The 19,102-nt window shown below is 70.9% G+C and carries 15 protein-coding genes; 10 read left to right on the plus strand and 5 right to left on the minus strand.

From position 1 onward, the window contains the following. Nucleotides 1-80 precede the first annotated feature (80 nt). The 3 genes from ACSUPV_RS08320 to ACSUPV_RS08330 form a co-directional block, all read right to left on the minus strand. The gene (locus ACSUPV_RS08320; protein WP_037759197.1) at nt 81-1,574 is read right to left on the minus strand and encodes a cellulose-binding domain-containing protein; all 1,494 of its coding nucleotides are present in this window, start codon (nt 1,572-1,574) and stop codon (nt 81-83) included. Nucleotides 1,575-1,805: 231 nt separating this feature from the next. Then, on the minus strand, nt 1,806-3,134 hold the full coding sequence (locus tag ACSUPV_RS08325; protein ID WP_037759195.1) for a radical SAM protein: 1,329 nt from the start codon (nt 3,132-3,134) through the stop codon (nt 1,806-1,808). 469 nt (nt 3,135-3,603) lie between these two features. Next, on the minus strand, nt 3,604-4,611 hold the full coding sequence (locus ACSUPV_RS08330; RefSeq protein WP_037759193.1) for a hydroxyacid dehydrogenase: 1,008 nt from the start codon (nt 4,609-4,611) through the stop codon (nt 3,604-3,606). Nucleotides 4,612-4,769: 158 nt separating this feature from the next. Between ACSUPV_RS08330 and ACSUPV_RS08335 the strand changes: the two genes are divergently transcribed. Continuing rightward, the gene (locus tag ACSUPV_RS08335) at nt 4,770-6,026 is read left to right on the plus strand and encodes a D-arabinono-1,4-lactone oxidase (protein WP_382615482.1); all 1,257 of its coding nucleotides are present in this window, start codon (nt 4,770-4,772) and stop codon (nt 6,024-6,026) included. Nucleotides 6,027-6,071: 45 nt separating this feature from the next. Here ACSUPV_RS08335 and ACSUPV_RS08340 read toward each other — a convergent pair whose 3' ends face one another. Then, on the minus strand, nt 6,072-6,413 hold the full coding sequence (locus ACSUPV_RS08340) for a helix-turn-helix transcriptional regulator (protein ID WP_037759189.1): 342 nt from the start codon (nt 6,411-6,413) through the stop codon (nt 6,072-6,074). Nucleotides 6,414-6,545: 132 nt separating this feature from the next. On the opposite strand from ACSUPV_RS08340, the gene ACSUPV_RS08345 reads away from it, so the two are divergent. From ACSUPV_RS08345 to ACSUPV_RS08385, 9 genes are all read left to right on the plus strand, one after another. Beyond that, complete coding sequence (locus ACSUPV_RS08345) at nt 6,546-7,292, plus strand: ANTAR domain-containing protein (RefSeq protein WP_436947224.1); 747 nt, start codon at nt 6,546-6,548, stop codon at nt 7,290-7,292. A 181-nt stretch (nt 7,293-7,473) separates the two neighbouring features. Continuing rightward, nucleotides 7,474-8,733, plus strand: a complete 1,260-nt coding sequence (locus ACSUPV_RS08350) for an ROK family transcriptional regulator (RefSeq protein ID WP_382615478.1) — start codon at nt 7,474-7,476, stop codon at nt 8,731-8,733. A gap of 221 nt (nt 8,734-8,954) precedes the next feature. Continuing rightward, entirely contained in the window at nt 8,955-10,217 is a 1,263-nt protein-coding gene (locus ACSUPV_RS08355) for an ABC transporter substrate-binding protein (protein WP_031119372.1), read from the plus strand. A 20-nt stretch (nt 10,218-10,237) separates the two neighbouring features. After that, a complete protein-coding gene (locus tag ACSUPV_RS08360; protein WP_031119373.1) occupies nt 10,238-11,206 on the plus strand; it encodes a carbohydrate ABC transporter permease in 969 nt (322 codons plus the stop codon). After that, nucleotides 11,203-12,084 carry a carbohydrate ABC transporter permease gene (locus ACSUPV_RS08365; protein ID WP_031119374.1) on the plus strand — a complete coding sequence of 294 codons (882 nt, stop codon included), beginning with the start codon at nt 11,203-11,205 and terminating at the stop codon, nt 12,082-12,084. Before ACSUPV_RS08360 ends, ACSUPV_RS08365 begins: the two co-directional genes overlap by 4 nt. A gap of 12 nt (nt 12,085-12,096) precedes the next feature. Continuing rightward, nucleotides 12,097-14,970, plus strand: coding sequence for a glycoside hydrolase family 2 TIM barrel-domain containing protein (locus tag ACSUPV_RS08370; RefSeq protein ID WP_436947225.1), 2,874 nt, complete (start codon nt 12,097-12,099; stop codon nt 14,968-14,970). 152 nt (nt 14,971-15,122) lie between these two features. After that, nucleotides 15,123-16,118: an ABC transporter ATP-binding protein gene (locus ACSUPV_RS08375; protein ID WP_031119376.1), complete on the plus strand. Its 996-nt coding sequence runs from the start codon at nt 15,123-15,125 to the stop codon at nt 16,116-16,118. A gap of 1 nt (nt 16,119) precedes the next feature. Further along, on the plus strand, nt 16,120-16,923 hold the full coding sequence (locus ACSUPV_RS08380) for an ABC-2 family transporter protein (RefSeq protein ID WP_031119377.1): 804 nt from the start codon (nt 16,120-16,122) through the stop codon (nt 16,921-16,923). Nucleotide 16,924: 1 nt separating this feature from the next. After that, the gene (locus ACSUPV_RS08385; protein WP_031119378.1) at nt 16,925-17,731 is read left to right on the plus strand and encodes an ABC transporter permease; all 807 of its coding nucleotides are present in this window, start codon (nt 16,925-16,927) and stop codon (nt 17,729-17,731) included. Here ACSUPV_RS08385 and ACSUPV_RS08390 read toward each other — a convergent pair. Continuing rightward, a complete protein-coding gene (locus ACSUPV_RS08390) occupies nt 17,721-19,013 on the minus strand; it encodes an MFS transporter (RefSeq protein ID WP_436947226.1) in 1,293 nt (430 codons plus the stop codon). The genes ACSUPV_RS08385 and ACSUPV_RS08390 overlap by 11 nt on opposite strands. Between the last annotated feature and the right edge of the window lie 89 nt (nt 19,014-19,102).

Genomic DNA, 19,102 nt, shown 5'->3' on the forward strand with positions numbered 1-19,102 from the left:
ACAGCCATCGGTCGACACCTCCTCGATCCCTCGACTCTTCGTGAACCGCCGTCACGGTATCCCGTCACGGCGGAGCCCCGTCAACCGGTTTTCGCGCAGTCGTCCCCGTTCAGCGCGAAGTCGTACGGCGGGGAGTTCTTGCCGCGCCAGGAGGCCAGGAACCCGAAGGCCAGGTCGCCACCGGCGGGGACCGACTTGTTGTAGTCGGCGGCGGTGGCGGTGACGCGGGAGCCGTCCTGGGAGACGGAGGCGTCCCACATCTGGCCGACGTGCTGGCCGTCCCGGAAGGACCAGGACACCCGCCAGGAGTCGAGGGCCTTGGCGCTGGTGACAGTGACGGTGGCCTGGAAGCCGTCGGGCCACTGGTTGACCAGGTCGTACTCGACCCGGCAGACGGGGTCGGCGCTCTCGTCGGAGCCGGACCGGTCGGTGGGCGAGGAGGTGCCCTGCGGTTCGGTCTGGCGGTTGCTGCCCTCCGGCTTGCCGGGCTGGTCCGGCTGCTCCTTCTTCCCTGTGACCTCGTCGGCCGGCTTCGAGGTCGCGGGCGGCAGGGAGGGTGCCGACGGCAGGGACGGGCCGGGGTCGGCCACCGGTTGGCGGCCGGCGTCGTCCCGTGCCCCGAGATCGCCGCCGGAGCCGCCGAAGGGCATCATCGAGACGCCGAGCGCCAGGACGGAGACCAGGACGGCGGCGACGAGCAGGCCGTTGCGGGCGACGCGCGCCTTCTGCGCCTTGTCCTCCTCCTCCGCGGCGGCCTGGTCGGCCTGGCCGGGGCGGCCGGCGCCGAGTCGCACCTCGGCGGCGCGGCGGCGGCGTTCCAGGTAGGCGAGGCCGCCCCAGCCGATCACCCCGCCGGCCAGCGCGCCGGGCAGTCCGCCGCCGTGCAGGCGCAGGCAGGCGGCGGCCTCGGCGCACTGCACGCAGGTGGCGAGGTGCCGGGAGAGGTCGCCGGGGGTGTCGGCGGCGGAGGAGCGGGTGACGGCGTCCAGCAGCCGGGCGTAGCTGCGGCAGCGGGCGTCCATCGGGGTGTCGAGGTGGTTGCGGTGGCAGCGGTCCCGGAACAGGGTGCGCACCTGCTGGAGTTCCTCGGCGGCGGTGGCCGGATCGAGGGCCAGGCGGCGGGCGATCAGGGACAGCGGCAGCGCCTCCACCTCGGCGAGCCACAGCAGTTCGGCGTCCGCCTGCTGGAGGTCACGCAGGCCGCGCAGCGCGAGCGGGCGCTGCAGCGGCGGGCCGGTGTAGCGGGCGGCCTTGTCCGAGTTGAGCCACAGGCGCAGGTCGGGGTCGAGTTTGTGGCCCTGCCCCTCCTCCTCCCAGGCCGCGGCCGTGGTGCGCACGGCGGTCAGCAGCAGGGGTATGCGGGGCAGCCGGGTGGGACGGCGGCCGGCGGCACGGGCCGGTCCGGTCTCGGCGGCGCGGGCCTCGCGTATGCCGTGTGCGAACGCCTCGCGGCCGAGCTGTGCGGCGGCGGTGGAACCGGACGTGCACAGGTCGGCGTACGCGAGGACCGCGTCCCAGCACTCGGAGAACAGCGCGGCCTCGGTGGCGTCCTGAGGGGTCGGCAGGTCGGGCATGGGTCTCCTGCATCCACACAAGCGAGGTCAACTCACCGTATCGGCAGTGGAGTTGGGGGAACCTCGGGGCAGGGCAAGAGCTTTTCACGCCTCCCACACAACTGACAAGCGCCCTGTTCAGATATCACGACAGGGCGGTGTACACCGTGGTTCCGGCCTCCTGTGCCATACGGGTACGGCCGCCCTGCGACTCAACGCCGTACCGCGATGATGGACGACGTCATCGAAGCGTTATACAAGCGGGCTGGGTGCGTCCGCCGGGAGGCTGTCCATGAAGGAGCTGACCGAGAAGACCGCGTGGCCGGCGCCGGGCGGGCCGTAGCCGGGGGGCGAGGAGAGGCCGAAGTCCTCCATCGTCTGCCGGTACGCCTGGAGCAGGCGGATGTGGTACTCCAGGGGCGCGCCCTGCGGGTTGGCCTTGCCGAGCGGGGTCGTGGGCTCCGGGCACCAGGTGGTGAAGCGGGGCGTGATGCCGTGCGACATGAAGAAGCGCAGGCCCTCGGTGGTGGAGGCGATGGCCTCGTCGACCGTCTTGAAGCCGAAGGGCTCGGCCATCTCCACCCCGGCGACGAAGTTCGGGATGACGTTGCGCGCGCCGAAGACCTCCGCGGAGTCCAGGATGCGCTTGTGCCACTCGTCGCGGCCGACGTACCGCTCCTTGCCGGGGCAGTACATCTTGAACAGGTACTCGTCCCACACCTCGTAGTTGGGGTGGTAGATCTGCACGCCGTAGTCCTTGAACCGCTGGACGTCGTCGCGCGGCAGGGCCTGGGCGACGACCTTGCCGATCCAGCGGCCGGGGAAGCGCTCCTCGATGGCCTTGGCGTAGTGGCCGTAGAAGTCGGCCTCGTCGCGGCCGGAGACCGTCTTGGTGATGGCGCCGCCGGTGAGGGTGTAGGCGGTGGAGGCCTTCGCGGTGTCGTAGCGGTCGATGATCTCCAGGGCTTCGAGGACCTCCTCCACGTCCTTCACACCCGTGTACGGCCGCCCGGCGGCCTTGTGCTGGCGCCAGTTGTGGTTGATGTCGCAGTACTGGCACTCCTCCTTGGCGCCGAAGTACTGGCAGACCCGGAAGACGGTGAGGTAGATCAGGTAGCCCCACTGGATGGTCGGGGCGACCTCCATGACCGACTTCCCGCTCGCGAGGGTGTGCCGGTAGTACTCGGGCATCGGCGGCACGCCGACGTCGGAGATCCGCCTGCCGTCGAGGTAGAGGCCGAGCACGCCGTCCTCGTTCGCGGCGACGCGGTAGGGCGAGGCCGGGTTTACGCGGACCGAGACGACCGTGCGGCGCAGGTCGTAGGGGCCGCCGGTGAGGATGATCTCCTCGGGCGGGCGGCGCAGCGCCGCCTCGCCGAGCTCCGGCAGGGTGCCGTGGTCGAAGGAGAAGATGAAGTACGACTTCGGCTTGACCTCGCCGCCCTCGTTGTCGCTGAGCGCGGACGGGTCGAAGGCCACGCCGCCCCGGAGCAGGTCCTCCTTGAAGACGGCCTCCCGCGGGACGTGCGGGAACCGCTCCATCAGATCCTCGACCAGCGCGGTACGGCTGCCGCTGCCCATCCCGTCCCTCCTTCTGGATCGTATGTACGACTCCTCACGGTATCCGTTGCTGGGGAAGTGCCTGACAGCGCCCCTCAACAATCCCGGCATCTCTACCGAAAAGGTTTCTTTCTGTCGCTGGTGCGGCAGGGTTGCACCACCTGCCCGCCCGCCTCGGCCGATGTTCCGGTCGAGGCGTTGGCGGCGGGTCTTACGGTCGACTCCACGAGGCTTCGACACGCGGGGCGTGTCCTGGTCTCCGGCCACTCCGGTACGCAACGGCAGCTTGGTTTTCACCGCGCCGCATGCCGAGCAGATCTTGGAAGACGGGGACCAGCGGTCCGCCACGACGGTGTGGCATCCGTTCCTTGAAGATCCCCTCGCCACCCACAACGAGCACTCGGCGTGAAGGTCACGCATTCGATCTACGACCACCCGTTCCCGTCCAAGCGTCATCCGTTCCCCACCGAGCAGGCTTCCTTGCCGAGGCTCAGGCCACGCGCTCCAGCGCCGCCAGGTCGACCCCGTACGCCAGTTCCCCTCCGGCCAGCAGCCGTTCGGCCTCCTCCGCGACGGCCAGGCCGAGCCGCGCCAGCTCGTTGCCCTGGGAGCCCGCGAGGTGCGGGGTGACGAAGGCCCCGGGCAGGTCGTAGAGGGGCGAGTCGGCGGGGAGCGGCTCGGGGTCGGTGACGTCGAGGACCGCGGTCAGGCGTCCCGCGCGCAGTTCCGCCACGAGCGCGTCGTGGTCGACCAGCGCGCCGCGGGCCGTGTTGATCAGCACTGCCCCGTCGGGCATCAGGGCGAGTTCGCGGCGGCCGATCATGCGGTGGGTCTCGGGTGTCTCGGGGGCGTGCACGGTGACGATGTCGGACGTGCGCAGCAGCTCGTCCAGCGGCAGCAGGGGCACGCCGAGCGCGGCGGCCTCCTTCTCGTCGACGTACGGGTCGGTGAGCACCGGCCGCAGGTCGAAGGGGCGTAGCAGTTCGAGGACGCGGCGGCCGATGCGGGAGGCGCCGATGACGCCGACGCGGCGGCCGTGGTTGCCGATGCCGGGGATGACGCCCCAGCCGGTGGAGGCGCGGGTGGCGCGCATCCGCTCGCGGGCGGCGAAGACGTCCTTCCCGGCGAGCAGGATCGCGGCGAGGGTGTACTCGGCCACCGGGACCGCGTTGGCGGCGGCGGCCGAGGAGACGGCGATGCCGCGCCGCCAGATCCCGGGGGTGGCGAAGGACTTGACCGAGCCGGCCGAGTGCAGCACGGCGCGCAGCCGGGGCGCCGCGTCGAGGACCGCCTCGTCGAGTCGCGGGCAGCCCCAGCCGGTCACCAGGATCTCGGTCCGGGCGAGCGCGTCGAGCACGCGCGGGTCGGTGAAGTCCCCGGCCACGAGGGCCGGGTCGATGTCCACGGACTCCCGCAACCGCGCCAGCACCTCGGGCGGGAAGACCTGCGGCACATGCTCGGCGGCCATGGCGAACAGTGCCTGGGGGCGCTGGCTCAAGGAGGTGACCCTTCCGGCTCGGCAAGATATGTAGAAAACGCTCTCTACGGGGCCTCCACGGTAGGCGGCCGGGGCGGCGACGGCAATGGACGACGGGCCGGGGTAGGTTCCGGCGGGGGGCTCAGCCGGTCCCCGCTGCCTCGGGGAAGGACCACGCGATGAACGGCACCGTGACCAACTGGGCGGGCAACATCACCTACGCGGCGAAGGAGGTGCACCGGCCGGATTCGCTCGCCGCGTTGCGCGCGCTCGTCGCGGACGGCGGCCGGGTGCGGGTGCTGGGCAGCGGGCACTCGTTCAACGAGATCGCCGAGCCAGGTGCCGAGGGCGTCCTGCTGTCGCTGGCCGGCCTGCCGCCGGAGCTGGAGGTCGACACGGCGGCCCGCACGGTCCGGGTCGGCGGCGGCGTGCGCTACGCGGAACTGGCCCGCCGGGTGCACGCGCACGGTCTCGCGCTGCCCAACATGGCGTCCCTGCCGCACATCTCGGTCGCGGGGTCGGTGGCGACCGGCACGCACGGCTCGGGGGTGCTCAACGGCCCGCTCTCGACGCCCGTGCGCGAGGTGGAGCTGATCACGGCGGACGGCTCGACGGTGGTCCTGGGCCGGGGCGAGGAGCGGTTCGGCGGGGCCGTCACCTCCCTGGGCGCACTCGGTGTCGTCACCGCGCTCACCCTCGACCTGGAGCCCACCTACGAGGTCGAGCAGCACGTCTTCACCGAACTGCCGTTCCACGGGCTGGACTCCGGCACGTTCGAGACGGTGATGGCGACGGCGTACAGCGTCAGCCTCTTCACCGACTGGCGTGCGCCGGGCTTCCGGCAGGTGTGGCTCAAGCGGCGCACCGACCAGCCGCTGCCCGCGTTCCCCTGGGCGGCTCCGGCCACCGAGAAGATGCATCCGGTGCCGGGCATGCCCGCGGTCAACTGCACGGAGCAGTTCGGGGTGCCGGGGCCGTGGCACGAGCGGCTGCCGCACTTCCGCGCCGAGTTCGTACCGAGCAGCGGGGCGGAGCTGCAGTCGGAGTACCTGCTGCCGCGCGAGCACGCCGTGGGGATGCTGCACGCGCTCGACGCGATCCGCGACAGGATCGCCCCGGTCCTGCAGACCTGCGAGGTGCGCACGGTCGCCGGCGACGACCAGTGGTTGAGTCCGTCGCACGGCCGGGACACCGTGGCCGCGCACTTCACCTGGGTCGAGGACACGCGGGCGGTGCTGCCGGTGGTGCGGGAGGTGGAGGCGGCCCTCGCGCCGTTCGGGGCGCGCCCGCACTGGGGGAAGGTGTTCACCGTGCCGGCGCCGGTGCTGCGGGAGCTCTATCCGCGGCTGGACGACTTCCGGGCGCTGGCACGGGAGTTGGACCCGGACGGGACCTTCGCCAACGCGTTCGTGCGGGACGTGCTGGCCCGGGCGTGAACGCGAGGCCGGCCGGAGCGGACGGTCGGCCGGAGGGCCGGGTGGTCAGGTCGTGGCGTGCGGCCGGCCGGGGACCGTGGCGCGGTCGACTTCGTCCTGGACGAGCAGGGAGAGCAGCGCCGCCACCGTCAGTCCGGCCTCGGCGGGGTGGCGCAGCACCTTTGCGGGGTCGATCCGGTACGTGTTCGTACGCCCCTCCTTGGTGTGGGAGAGGTATCCGTCCTGTTCCAGGTCCGCGATGATCTTCTGAACGGCGCGTTCGGTGAGTCTGCAGTGGGCGGCTATGTCCCGGATACGGGCGCTGCGATTGTCGGCGATGGCCGCCAGCACCCGGGCATGGTTGGTGAGAAACGTCCATCCGGTGTGTGGCTCGGGCACTCCATCCATGCCCCCACTCTAGCGACCTGGCATTCACGCAATCAAAAACACGTACTGCGTTTCATGTATTGGTTGACGCATGTGGGGTAGAGAGGCAAGGCTTGAACCGGAGGCGGGCCGACAGACAGGGAGATCAGAGCCATGCCGGAGCCTGCGTACTCTGCGCGGTCTCAGACGCAGGAGGGCGCCGCGCCCACGCCGGAGGACGGCGCGACACCGGCGATCCCGCCCTGCACGGCAACCCTGGACGTCCTGCCGGACGGTGACCGGATGCTCGTGACCCTGTGGGGCGAACTCGACCTGGGCGGCCGACGGCTCCTGCCCGACCTGTACGACGTCCTGACCCTGTCGGGCAGCGGCGTCGACCTCTACCTGGACTCGGTCGGCTTCTGCGACTGCTCGGGCGTCAACGTCCTGCTCGACCTGCGCACGCGCGCCCTCGACCAGGGCAAGACGGTCGTGATCCGCTCCGGCGGCCGCGCGGTCGAGCGCGTCCTCGACCTGACGGGCACGCGGGAGCTGTTCACGGACGCCGATCGGGCGGACGGCGACGGCCCCCGGGCACACGCCGACCAGGACCGTCTGCTCACCGAAGTCGCCCAGCTGCGACGTGCGATGCAGACGCGGCCGACCATCGACCTGGCCCGCGGCATCCTGATGGCCTCCTTCAGTCTGAGCCCCGAGGCGGCCTGGAGCGTGCTGGTCAGGACCTCCCAGAACACCAACACCAAGCTGCATCACCTGGCCCGGGACCTGGTGGGCACCGTGCACGGCAACACGCTGCCGGAGCAGGTGCGGCGACAGCTCGCCGCCGCGGTCGCCGGCACGGGCGCGCGGGGCGGGACGGAGATGTGCCACGCGAGCGGCACGGCGGGGGCCGAGGGCTGACGCGCCCCGCTCACCCTTTCCGAGGCATCATGGTCCGGCCACGGCCTGACACCACCGGCCCTCACCAGCGGCGCACTTTATAAAGCCCCTTTCCTAACCCCTTGTCGAAAGCCCCGGCAGCCCATAGCCTTGCGCCGCGCCGGTGCCGACGTCGACCCGGCCCTGGCCGGCCTGGGAAAGGATGGGCACTCCGGTGAAGCGCACATCACGTGACATCCGCACGGCGAACCGCTACGAGGTGCTGCGCCAGATCATCGCCGCGTCGCCCACGTCCCGGCAGGAGCTGGCCGCCGCCACCGGCCTCAGCCTCGCCACGGTCGCCACCCTCGTGGGCGAGCTGCTCGACCTCCGCATGATCACGGAGGTCGGCTTCGAGGACTCGGCCGGCGGCCGGCCCCGGGGCCTGGTCGCGGTCAACGCCTCGGGCGGCGCGCTGATCGGCGTCGACATCGCCGAGACGTACGTCCACGTCGAGCTGTTCGACCTGGGGCTGAACGTCCTGGCCCGCGCCGAGGAGGACGTCCGGGCCAGCGAGAGCCTGCCCGAGCAGGTGGTCGCCCATGTCGCCACCGCCGTCGGCTCGGTGGTCGCCCAGGCCGGGATCGAGGGCGCCCGGGTGCTCGGGGTCGGGGTGAGCGTGCCGGGGCAGGTCGACCGGGCCACCGGCATCTCCGAGTACGCACCCAACTGGGACTGGCACGAGGTACCGCTGCTGGACCTGCTCACCGAGCACATCGCCTATCCGCTGTACCTGGACAACCCGTTGCGCGCCAGCGCGGTGGCCGAGCTGTGGTTCGGGGCCGCGCGCGGGCGCGGGAACGCCGTGGTGGTCAACCTCGGGACCGGGGTGGGCGCCGGGCTCGTCCTCGGCGGCGGGCTGCACCGCGGGGTGAGCAACAGCGCCGGGGAGTGGGGCCACACGACGATGGTGCTGGACGGGCGGCTGTGCCGCTGCGGCAACCACGGCTGCGTGGAGGCCTACGTCGGCGCGCGCGGCATCATGATGAACCTGCGCGAGGTCAGCCCGGACAGCGCCCTGCTGCACCCCGAAGACCAGACGGCGACCATCGGCGCCCTGGCGCGCGGGATCGCGGCGGGCGACCCGGTGGCGCGCCGCGCCGTCCACGAGACCGCCCGCTACCTGGGCGCGGGCGTGGCCGACCTGGTCAACCTGTTCAACCCCGAGATCGTCGTGCTGAGCAGCTGGGTCGCCCTCGCCCTGGGCGAACCGCTGCTGCACGAGGTGCGCGAGGCCGTGACCCGGCACGCGCTGCCGCGGCCGCTGGCCGCCACCGAGATCGTCCTCTCCCCGATCCCCACCGATCCGGTGTGCCTGGGCGCGGCGACGTTCGCGCTGGAGGGCGCGCTCCAGACCGTCGGGCAGAAGAACGGCAAACGCACCACCCCCGTGAGGAGCCGCTCCGCCGCACCACCCTCGTGACGGACGGAAGCAACTCCTCCGCGAGACCCGCGTGTTCGAAATAGCGAACCGGACACAACGCTTCGAACAGACTTCGTCCAACCCCTTGCCGAAGCCTTAGTCGAAGCTCTAGCGTCCCGCACCGCACCTCTCTTTGAGCCATCCGGCGCGAGCCACCGGGCCACGCGCCCTCCGGCAGTGAGCCGAAGAGCCGCAGCCGCACTCGAGACAAGGACGTCAGCATGTCGGCATCGAGCAACATGAACTGGGACCGCCGAACCGTACTGCGGGCCGCGATGGGCTTGGCCGCCGCCGGTGGGCTGGCCGCGTGCGGCAGCAACACCGGGCGGAGCAGCGGAGGGTCGGGCGACGGCCTCGTCCAGTACTTCCACGCGTACGGCGAGGCCGGCGTGGAGCAGGCCGTGAAGCGCTACGCGAAGGCGTACAAGAAGGCGAATGTCTCCACGCAGTGGATCACCGGCAACAACTTCGAGCAGAAGCTCTTCTCCGCACTGCTCACCAAGAACGCGCCGGACGTCTTCGAGTTCCACCCGCAGATCCAGATGGTGAAGAGCGGTCAGGTGGCGGACCTGACCGACATCATCGAGCCGGTCAAGGACGACTTCAACCCGGCCGACATCAAGTCGCACACGGTCGACGGCAAGATATACGGCGTCCGGATGATCGACGACCCGCAGTTCCTCTTCTACCGGCCCTCGCTGTTCGAGAAGGCGAAGATCGAGGTGCCCACGACGCTGGAGGAGCTGATCGAGGCCGCCGACAAGCTGACCACCAGCAAGGTCAAGGGCATCTTCCTCGGCAACGACCTGACCTCGATCGACCGCCCTCTGATCTGGTCGGCCGGCGCCGACACGCTCACCGCGGACAACAAGCCCGCCTTCAACACCGACGCCGTCGCCGAGGGCCTCAAGCAGCTGCGCGGTCTCTTCACCAGCGGCAACCTGCTCCTCGACGCCCCCGCCGACTCGTGGGACCCGTCGGCCTTCATCCAGGGCCTGACCGCGATCCAGTGGTGCGGCATGTGGGCCATGCCGGCCATGCAGAAGGCGCTCGGTGACGACATCGGCATCTTCCCCTTCCCGAAGGTCGGCTCGGCCGGCAAGCAGTCGGTCTACAACGGCGGCTGGTCGATGTTCGTCAACGCCAAGAGCAAGAACGTCGAGGCGGCCAAGGAATACGTCAAGTGGCTGTGGATCGACCAGAAGCAGTACCAGGAGGACTTCGCCACCTCCTACGGCTTCCACATCCCGCCGCGCACCTCCCTCGCCCAGTCCGCCGACAAGCTGAAGTCGGGCCTGCCTGCCGAGGGCGTGAAGCTCTTTAACGAGTTCGGCCACTTCGACAACATCGGCTGGACGCAGGCCATGATCGCCGCGTTCTGGGACGTGATCGCCAACACCGTCCGCAAGAACGGCGACCCGAAGGCCGCGCTCGACGCGTGTGAGAAGAAGGTCGACGCCGAGCTCAAGAAGCTCTTCGGATAGGCCGCCGGACGGATCTCGACATGTCGACCACCACCACACCCGGGGTCGCCGAGAGCCCCGCCCCGGCCAAGGTCTCCCAGGACCGGCCGCGGCGGGGCCTCAGGGCGAACAGCACCTTCAACTTCTGGCTCTTCACCGGGCCGTTCCTGATCGGCCTGGTGATCTTCGTCTTCGTGCCCATCGGCTGGAGCATCTGGCTCAGCTTCTTCGAGGCACGCTTCACCGTCACACCCAGCGAGTTCGTCGGCTTGGAGAACTACAAGTCGATCCTGACGAACGAGGACTTCCTGAACTCGCTGGTCACGTTCACCGTGTTCGCCGCGTTCATCGTGCCCGCCACCTGGGCGATGTCGCTGGGGCTCGCCCTGCTGGTGAACCGGCTGCGGTTCATGCGGGCGTTCTTCCGGTCGGTGTTCTTCCTGCCGACCGCGGTCAGCTATGTCGCCGCCGCGCTCATCTGGAAGATGTCCATCTTCAACGGCGTCCGCTTCGGCATGGCCAACACCTTCCTCGGTTGGTTCGGCATCGACAACATCGCCTGGCTGGCCAACCCCGACCCACCCTGGTACTGGCTGGTCATCGTGACCGTCCGGCTCTGGCTCCAGTCGGGCTTCTACATGATCCTCTTCCTCGCGGCGCTGCAGAACATCCCGCGGGAGCTGTACGAGGCCGCCGCGATCGACGGCGCCAAGCCGGGCTGGCAGACCTTCCGGCATATCACGCTGCCCCAGCTGCGAGCCACGTCCACAGCGGTGATCCTGCTCCTGCTCATCGCCGCCTACCAGGCCTTCGACGAGTTCTGGAACCTGCTGCCCAAGGCCACCTGGGGGCAGCCGCCGCTGGTCGAGCTGTACAAGATGGCCCTCGGTGAGAACCAGAACTACGGCGTGGGCAGCGCGGGCGCGGTCGTCCTCACCCTGCTCATCTGCGTCGTCACGCTGTTCCAGGGCAAGATCATGGGCTTCGGAAGGGGTGAGGAGTCCAAGTGACCACCACAGCACCCGATCTCGGGAAGGTCACGGAGCCGGCCAAGGCCAAGCGCGGCGGCGTCATGAGCAGCACCGGCCTGTACATCGCGACCGGCATCGCGGCCGTCCTCTTTCTGATCCCCTTCTACCTCATCGTCCGCAACGCGCTGATGACGGACCCGGAGATCACCGGGGAGAACTGGAAGTGGTTCCCCACCACCATCCAGTGGAGCAATTTCAGCGAGCCCTTCAATGACGTCACCGTCGACTTCGCACGTTCCCTGTGGAACTCCGTGGTCGTCGCCGTCCTGCACACCGCCGGTATCCTGCTGATCTGCTCGATGGCGGGGTACGGTCTGGCCCGCATCCCTTACAAGCACGCCAACAAGGTCTTCTACGCCGTCCTGGCCACCCTGATGGTTCCCACGGCGGTCACCTTCGTGCCGAGCTTCGTGCTGGTCTCGTCCCTCGGCTGGGTCGACAGTTACCGGGGTCTCATCATCCCGGGCCTCTTCAGTGGTTTCACGTGCTTCCTGTTCCGGCAGTACTTCCTCGGGTTCCCGAAGGAGCTGGAGGAGGCGGCGCGCGTGGACGGGCTCGGCTACTGGGGCGCGTACTGGCGCATCGTCGTACCCAACTCGCTGAACTTCTTCGCGGCGATGGCCACGATCACCTTCATCAACGGCTGGAACTCCTTCCTGTGGCCCCTGGTCATCGGCCAGGATCCCAGTGCCTGGACCGTCCAGGTGGCGCTGTCGTCGTACATGACGAACCAGACCGTCAACTACCACCTGATCTTCATGGCCACCGCCATCTCGATCCTGCCCCTGGTGTTCGTCTTCCTCTTCCTCCAGCGCTGGCTGGTCCAGGGGATCGCGCAGACCGGCATCAAGGGCTGAGCAAGGAGACCGATGTCTTTCCGCACCTCCCCATCCGCCGACTACGTCGAGGACGTCTCGCCGGGCCGCGGGACCCTCCCGCCGCGCGCCCGGTACGCGGCCTCGGACGCGCAGTCCCTGTCGCTGAACGGCAACTGGCGCTTCCGGCTGTCGGCGACGGCCGACGCCGAGGACGACTCGTTCGCCGAGGAGGGCTACGACGCCGGGGACTGGGCCGAGGTCGCGGTCCCCGGCCACTGGGTCCTCCAGGGCGACGGGGCGTTCGGCTCCCCCATCTACACCAACCACCTCTACCCCTTCCCGGTGGATCCGCCGCACGTCCCGACGGAGAACCCGACCGGTGACCACCTGCGCGTCTTCGACCTGCCGTCCGACTGGCCGTCGGACGGCGGGGCGGTGCTGCGCTTCGACGGGGTCGAGTCCTGCGCCCGGGTGTGGCTCAACGGCACGGAGCTCGGCGAGTTCAAGGGCTCCCGGCTGCCACACGAGTTCGCGGTCGGGCACCTGCTGAAGCCGGGCGGCAACACCCTCGCGGTCCGGGTCCACCAGTGGTCGGCCGGGTCGTACCTGGAGGACCAGGACCAGTGGTGGCTGCCGGGCATCTTCCGTGACGTCACCCTGCTGCACCGCCCGGCGGGCGGCGTGGGCGACTTCTTCGTGCACGCCTCCTACGACCACACCACCGGCCAGGGCACCCTGCGCGTCGACTCCGACGTCGACGGGCGGGTGACCGTCCCGGCCCTGGACATCGATGTCGCCACCGGCGAGTCGGTGACGGTCGCGGTCGAGCCCTGGACCGCCGAGACGCCGACGCTCTACGACGGCGTGCTGGCCACCGAGGGCGAGCGGGTGCCGCTGCGGATCGGGTTCCGCACGGTCGTCCTGGAGGACGGCCTCATCAAGGTCAACGGCAGGGCCGTCCTCTTCAAGGGCGTCAACCGGCACGAGTGGCACCACGAGAAGGGCCGCGCCCTCGACCTGGAGACCATGCGTGAGGACGTGCTGCTGATGAAGCGGCACAACCTCAACGCCGTGCGCACCTCGCACTACCCGCCGCACCCGGCCTTCCTGGACCTGTGCGACGAGTACGGCCTGTGGGTCATCGACGAGTGCGACCTGGAGACCCACGGCTTCACCGAGCAGGACTGGCGGGACAACCCGGTCGACGACGACCGCTGGACCCCGGCCCTGCTGGACCGCGCCGCCCGCATGGTCGAGCGGGACAAGAACCACCCGTCGATCGTGTTCTGGTCGCTGGGCAACGAGGCCGGCACCGGCCGCGGGCTCACCGCCATGGCCGAGTGGATCCACGAGCGGGACCCCGAGCGTCTGGTGCACTACGAGGGCGACTGGAACTGCCGCGACACCGACGTGTACTCGCGGATGTACGCCTTCCACGACGAGGTCGAGAAGATCGGGCAGCGGCTCGACGGCGGGACGCACAAGCGCCGCGAGCTGCCGTTCATCCAGTGCGAGTACGGCCACGCCATGGGCAACGGCCCGGGCGGGCTCGCCGACTACCAGGAGCTGTTCGAGAAGTACGAGCGACTCCAGGGCGGCTTCATCTGGGAGTGGATCGACCACGGCGTGAAGCACCCCGAGCTGGGCTACGCCTACGGCGGCGACTTCGGCGAGGAGCTGCACGACGGCAACTTCGTCTGCGACGGCCTGGTCTTCCCGGACCGCACGCCGTCGCCGGGCCTGATCGAGTACAAGAAGGTCATCGAGCCGGTCCACATCGAGGGCGACGGTGCGAACGGCACCGTGCACGTCACCAACAAGCAGGACTTCGCGGACTTGTCCGCGCTGGCCTTCGAGTGGTCCTGCCAGGTGGACGGCGAGACCGTCGAGTCCGGCTCGCTCGCGGTGCCGGCGCTCGCGCCGGGCGAGAGCGCCGAGGTGAAGCTGCCCGAGCCGCCCGCGGACGGCCGGGGCGGCGAACGGCAGTGGACGGTGCGGGCGCTGCTCGCGGACGACACGTCCTGGGCGCCGAAGGGCCACGTCGTGGCCTGGGGGCAGTTCGCCGCGGGGGCACGGCCGCTGCCGTCCTTCCCCGCGACCGACCGTCCCGTGCGCGAGGCCGACCGGATCACGCTCGGCCCGGCCGCGTTCGACGCCCGGACCGGGGCGCTGCTCTCGATCGGCGGGGTGCCGGTCGGCGCGACGCCGCGGCTGGACGTGTGGCGGGCACCGACCGACAACGACGAGGGTGCCGAGTGGCAGACCGACACCCGCTACGGGACGCTGTGGCGCACGCTCGGCCTGCATCGCATGCGGCACCGCCTGGTCTCGGTCGAGGCCGGTGACGACGCGCTGACGGTCCGCACCCGGGTGGCTCCCGCCGCCCGTGAGGTGGGCCTGGACACGGTGTACCGCTGGACGTCCGACGGGGAGCGGCTGCGGCTGTCCGTGTCGGTGACGCCCCAGGGCGACTGGACGGTGCCGCTGCCCCGGCTCGGCGTCCGCTTCGGGCTGCCCGAGGCCGACGCGGTCGAGTGGTTCGGCGGCGGTCCCGGCGAGGCCTACCCGGACACCAGGGCGGCCTCCATGGTCGGCCGCTGGCGGTCGACGGTGGACGCGCTGCAGACGCCGTACCTCCGCCCGCAGGAGAACGGCGCCCGTGCCGACGTCCGCTGGGTGGAGCTCGGCGGACTCCGGATCGAGGGCGACCCGGAGTTCTGGTTCACCGCGCGGCGCTGGACGACCGAGCAGCTGGACGCGGCCCGGCACCGCACCGACCTCGCGCCCGGCGACATGGTGTGGGTCAACCTCGACCACGGGCAGCACGGCATCGGCTCGCAGTCCTGCGGTCCGGGCCCGCTGCCGCGGTACTTCCTGAAGGCCGAGCCGGCGGAGTTCGCGTTCGTGTTCTCGACCACCAGGTAAGGACGCCAAGCAGGAATTCGAGGTAAGAACTCGATTAATCGATTGACCAATTGATCGACATTCCGACAGTGTCGGGACGTCATCCGCGGCCGGTCGGCCCCTCACAGCCGACCGGCCGCACCGCGTTCACCACGAGAAAGCTGGTGAGTCGGTTGAGTGTCGCCATCGAGGTCCGCGGGCTGTCCCGCACCTTCCACACCACCGTCCGCCGCCCCGGGTTCCTGGGCGCCGTCCGCTCCCTGGTCAACCCCGAGCGCGTCGCCAAGCACGCCGTCACCGACATCACCTTCGACGTGGCCCCGGGCGAACTCCTCGCCCTGCTCGGCCCGAACGGCGCCGGCAAGTCCACCACCATCAAGATGCTCACCGGCATCCTCACGCCCACCTCCGGCGAGGCCCGGGTCGCGGGCGTGGTGCCGTACCGGGAGCGGGAGCGCAACGCGCGCAACGTCGGCGCGGTGTTCGGGCAGCGCACCCAGCTGTGGTGGGACCTGCCGGTGCGCGAGTCGTTCGCGATCCTGCGGGACATCTACGAGGTGCCGAAGGCCGAACACGCCGCCCGCCTCAAGGAGTTCGACGACATCCTGGACCTGTCGTCCTTCTGGGACACCCGGGTCCGCCACCTCTCCCTGGGCCAGCGCGTGCGCAGCGATCTGGCCGCCGCCCTGCTGCACGACCCGCCGGTCGTGTTCCTCGACGAGCCGACGATCGGCATGGACGTGGTGGTGAAGGAGCAGGTGCGGGAGTTCCTGCGGCACCAGGTGGAGCAGCGCGGCCGTACGGTGCTGCTGACCACGCACGACATGACGGAGGTCGAGCGGCTGGCGGAGCGGGTGGTGCTGGTCAACCACGGGCGTCTGGTGCTGGACGGCACCCTGGACGAGATCCGCCGGAAGTTCGGCTCGACCTGGCAGGTGCGGGCCACGCTCGCCGACCCGCACGCCGAGGTCGTGCCGCCGCCCGGCACCACGCTGCTGCGGCACACCGGCGCGCAGGTCGTCTTCGGCCCCGACGGGGCGGACGCCCCCACCGTCCACCAGGCGCTGAAGGCGGTGATCGAGCGGTTCGAGGTGACCGACATCGCCTTGGAGGAGGCGGACCTGGAGGACGTGATGCGGGCCGCGTACGTGCATTCCGGGGAGGTCTGACGTGGCCGCCCTGCATGCCTGGCGCGCCGCGCGCGTCACCCCGCTGGGCGAGCTGAACGCCCCGCCCCGCATGACCGCCGTGGCGCTCCGGCTGACCGTGCAGGTGGTGCTGGTCTGGTCGCTGTGGCGCGGGCTGTACGCCCACACCGGCACGACCGCCGGGCTGAGCCGCGACCAGGCCGTCACGTACGCCGTGCTGGCCGTACTCGCCTCCCGCCTGCGGGAGCTGGACCAGTACGCGGGCCGGGACACGGTCCTGCAGCACATGCACTTCGGCACCATCGTCTACTGGTACCTGCGCCCGCTGCCGCCGCAGCGCTACTACGCCCTGCGGGCGGCCGGCGAGCAGCTGTACGGGCTCGCGTGGGCGCTGACCGGGTACGTGGTCTGCCTGGCCGCGGGGGTCGTCGAGCCGCCCCGTTCGGCCGCGGTGGCCGGGGTGTTCGCGCTCAGCATGCTGCTGGGTCAGTGGGTGCTGTACTACGTGATGCTGGTGCTCGACCAGTTGTGCTTCTGGACGATCCGCAACACCGCCGCGATGCTGATCCTGCTGTTCGCGCAGAACCTGCTGTCCGGGGTGTACGCGCCGCTGTGGTTCTTCCCGGACTGGTTCGTGACGATGAGCGCCTTCCTGCCGTTCCAGGCGACGCTGAGCGTGCCGCTGTCGCTGTACGTGGGGCGGATCCCGCTGTCCGACGCGGCGTTCCAGCTGTCCGTGCAGGCCGGGTGGGTCGTGCTGCTGGCGCTGTTCACCCGGCTGCTGTGGCGGCGGGCCGCCCGGCGCGTGATCTCGCAGGGAGGCTGAGATGTCGCTGAAGGCACTGCGGATCGTGTGGCGCGTGACGGCGCTCAACTTCCGCGCGCAGATGGAGTACCGCACCGAGTTCCTGCTGATGATCGCGATCGGGGCGATCTGGCAGGTGTCGGTGATCGTGTTCGCGACGGTGCTGCTGTCCCGGTTCGCCGGGATGGGCGGCTGGGACAGCTCGGACGTGCTGCTGATCCCGGCGACGCGGATGCTGGCGCACGGGCTGTTCGTGCTGTTCCTGGGGCGGATGCACTGGGCCGGCCGGCAGATCCAGGAGGGCCGGGTCGACATCTACCTGATGCGTCCGATGCCGGTCCATCGCCAGATCCAGCTGGCGTTCTTCCCCACCAACGCGATCGGGGACCTGACGGTCGCGGCCGGCCTGATGGTGGGCGCGCTGTCCCGCAGCGACCTGGACTGGACGGCGGGCCGGATCTCGTACCTGGTGGCGGCGGTCGTCGGCGGCATGCTGCTGGAGGCGGCCCTGTTCACGCTGGTGGCCTCAGCGGGGCTGCGGTTCCCCGCCGCCGACTACTGGGGCCGCTGGCTGGAGGAACTCCTCGGCACGTTCGGCAGCTACCCGCTGAACGTCCTGCCGCGGGCCGTGGGCGGCTTCCTGACGTACGGCCTCCCCCTCGCGTTCGTCGCCTACTTCCCGGCGGCAGTCCTGACCGGCCACGGCCACACCACCGGCGTGCCGTACTGGCTGGCGGCGTCCGCGCCGCTGCTGGGGCTGCTGGCGTACCTGGGGGCGCGGCTGGTGTGGCGGTGGAGTCTGCGGCACTACACCGGGATCAACGGCTGACCGGGCGGCCCGAGGCGCGGATCGGGGTGAACAGGGCGGCCACGGCGAGCAGGACGCAGGCCGCCCCGGCGGCCAGGGCGACCGGCGCCGTGCCCCGCTCCTCGGCGGCCCAGGTGAGCAGGGCCGCGCCGACCGGTGCCGCCGCGTACTGAAGGGTCCAGAAGGCGGAGGTGACCCGGCCGAGGAGGGGTTCGGGGGTGACCTCCTGGCGCAGGGACATCGAGCAGGTGCCGGCCATGCCGGCGCAGGCGAGGAAGGCGGCGCTCAGGGCCGCGACGACCGGGACGTCGCGGGCCCAGCCGAGCCCGGCGAAGGCGAGGCCGCACACCGCGACCGAGCCGGTCCACGTCGGTCCGAAGCCGAGACGGCGGCGGACCCGGGCCACCAGCAGGGCGCCGGTGATGGTGCCGAGCGCGCCGACCGCCATGACGGTGCCGACCGTGCCGTCGTCGTGGCCGAGGTCGTGCTTGAGATGGTAGATGACCAGGTCGTTCAGGCCGAGGGTGAGGAAGCTGAACCCGAACAGCAGGACGGTGAGGGAGCGCAGCACGGGGTGGCCGAGGAGGAAGGCGACGCCGGTGCGCAGGTCCTGCCACAGTCCGGCGCGCCGGCCCGTCCGCTCGTCGCCCGGGCCTGCCCGGAACCGGACGAGGAACAGGCACGCGGCCGACACCCCGAAGCTGGCCGCGTCCACGCCGACCGCGGCGGCCGGCCCGGACCAGGCGGCGACCAGCCCCGCGCACAGCGGCCCGAGGACGCCCGCCGCCGCGGCGGTGGCGTTGAGGCGCCCGTTGGCCTCGGTGAGCCGCTCGGTCCCGACCAGGCCGCGTACGACGGTGACGTAGCCGACCGCGAAGAGCATGCCGAGGGCCTCGCACAGCGGCAGTACCGCGTACAGCAGCCAGATCTGCGGGCCGAACAGCCACACCATCGGGATCACCCCGTAGAGCACCATGCGTGCCAGGTCGCAGGCGATGAGCAGCCGGCGCCGGTCCACCCGGTCCACCACCGCCCCGGCGAACACGGCCGCCACGACCGCGGCCGCCCCGCCCACGGCCGTGAGCAGGCCCATGCGGGCGACCGAGCCCGTGGATTGGAGGACCAGCAGGGGCAGGGCGATCAGCGCGAAGGAGTCGCCGAGCACGGAGAGGGTCTGCGCGACCCAGAAGACGCCGAAGTCGCGCTGCCGCCACAGCGGCCGGGCACCGGGTAACTCCCCGTCGGCTGCCGCGGCGGCACTGCCGCCCGGCTCGTCCTCGCGCCGCGCCGCCTCGTGGGTCATGCCGCCTCCCCCGCGTCCCGAGTCCCGCGTCCCCGGCAACCCTATGGCTCCCGGCGAAAACCGGTACCGGTGGGCGGTGTTGGCGGAGT

Source organism: Streptomyces sp. SudanB52_2052, from assembly GCF_964272415.1.
GTDB classification, from domain to species: domain Bacteria; phylum Actinomycetota; class Actinomycetes; order Streptomycetales; family Streptomycetaceae; genus Streptomyces; species Streptomyces olindensis.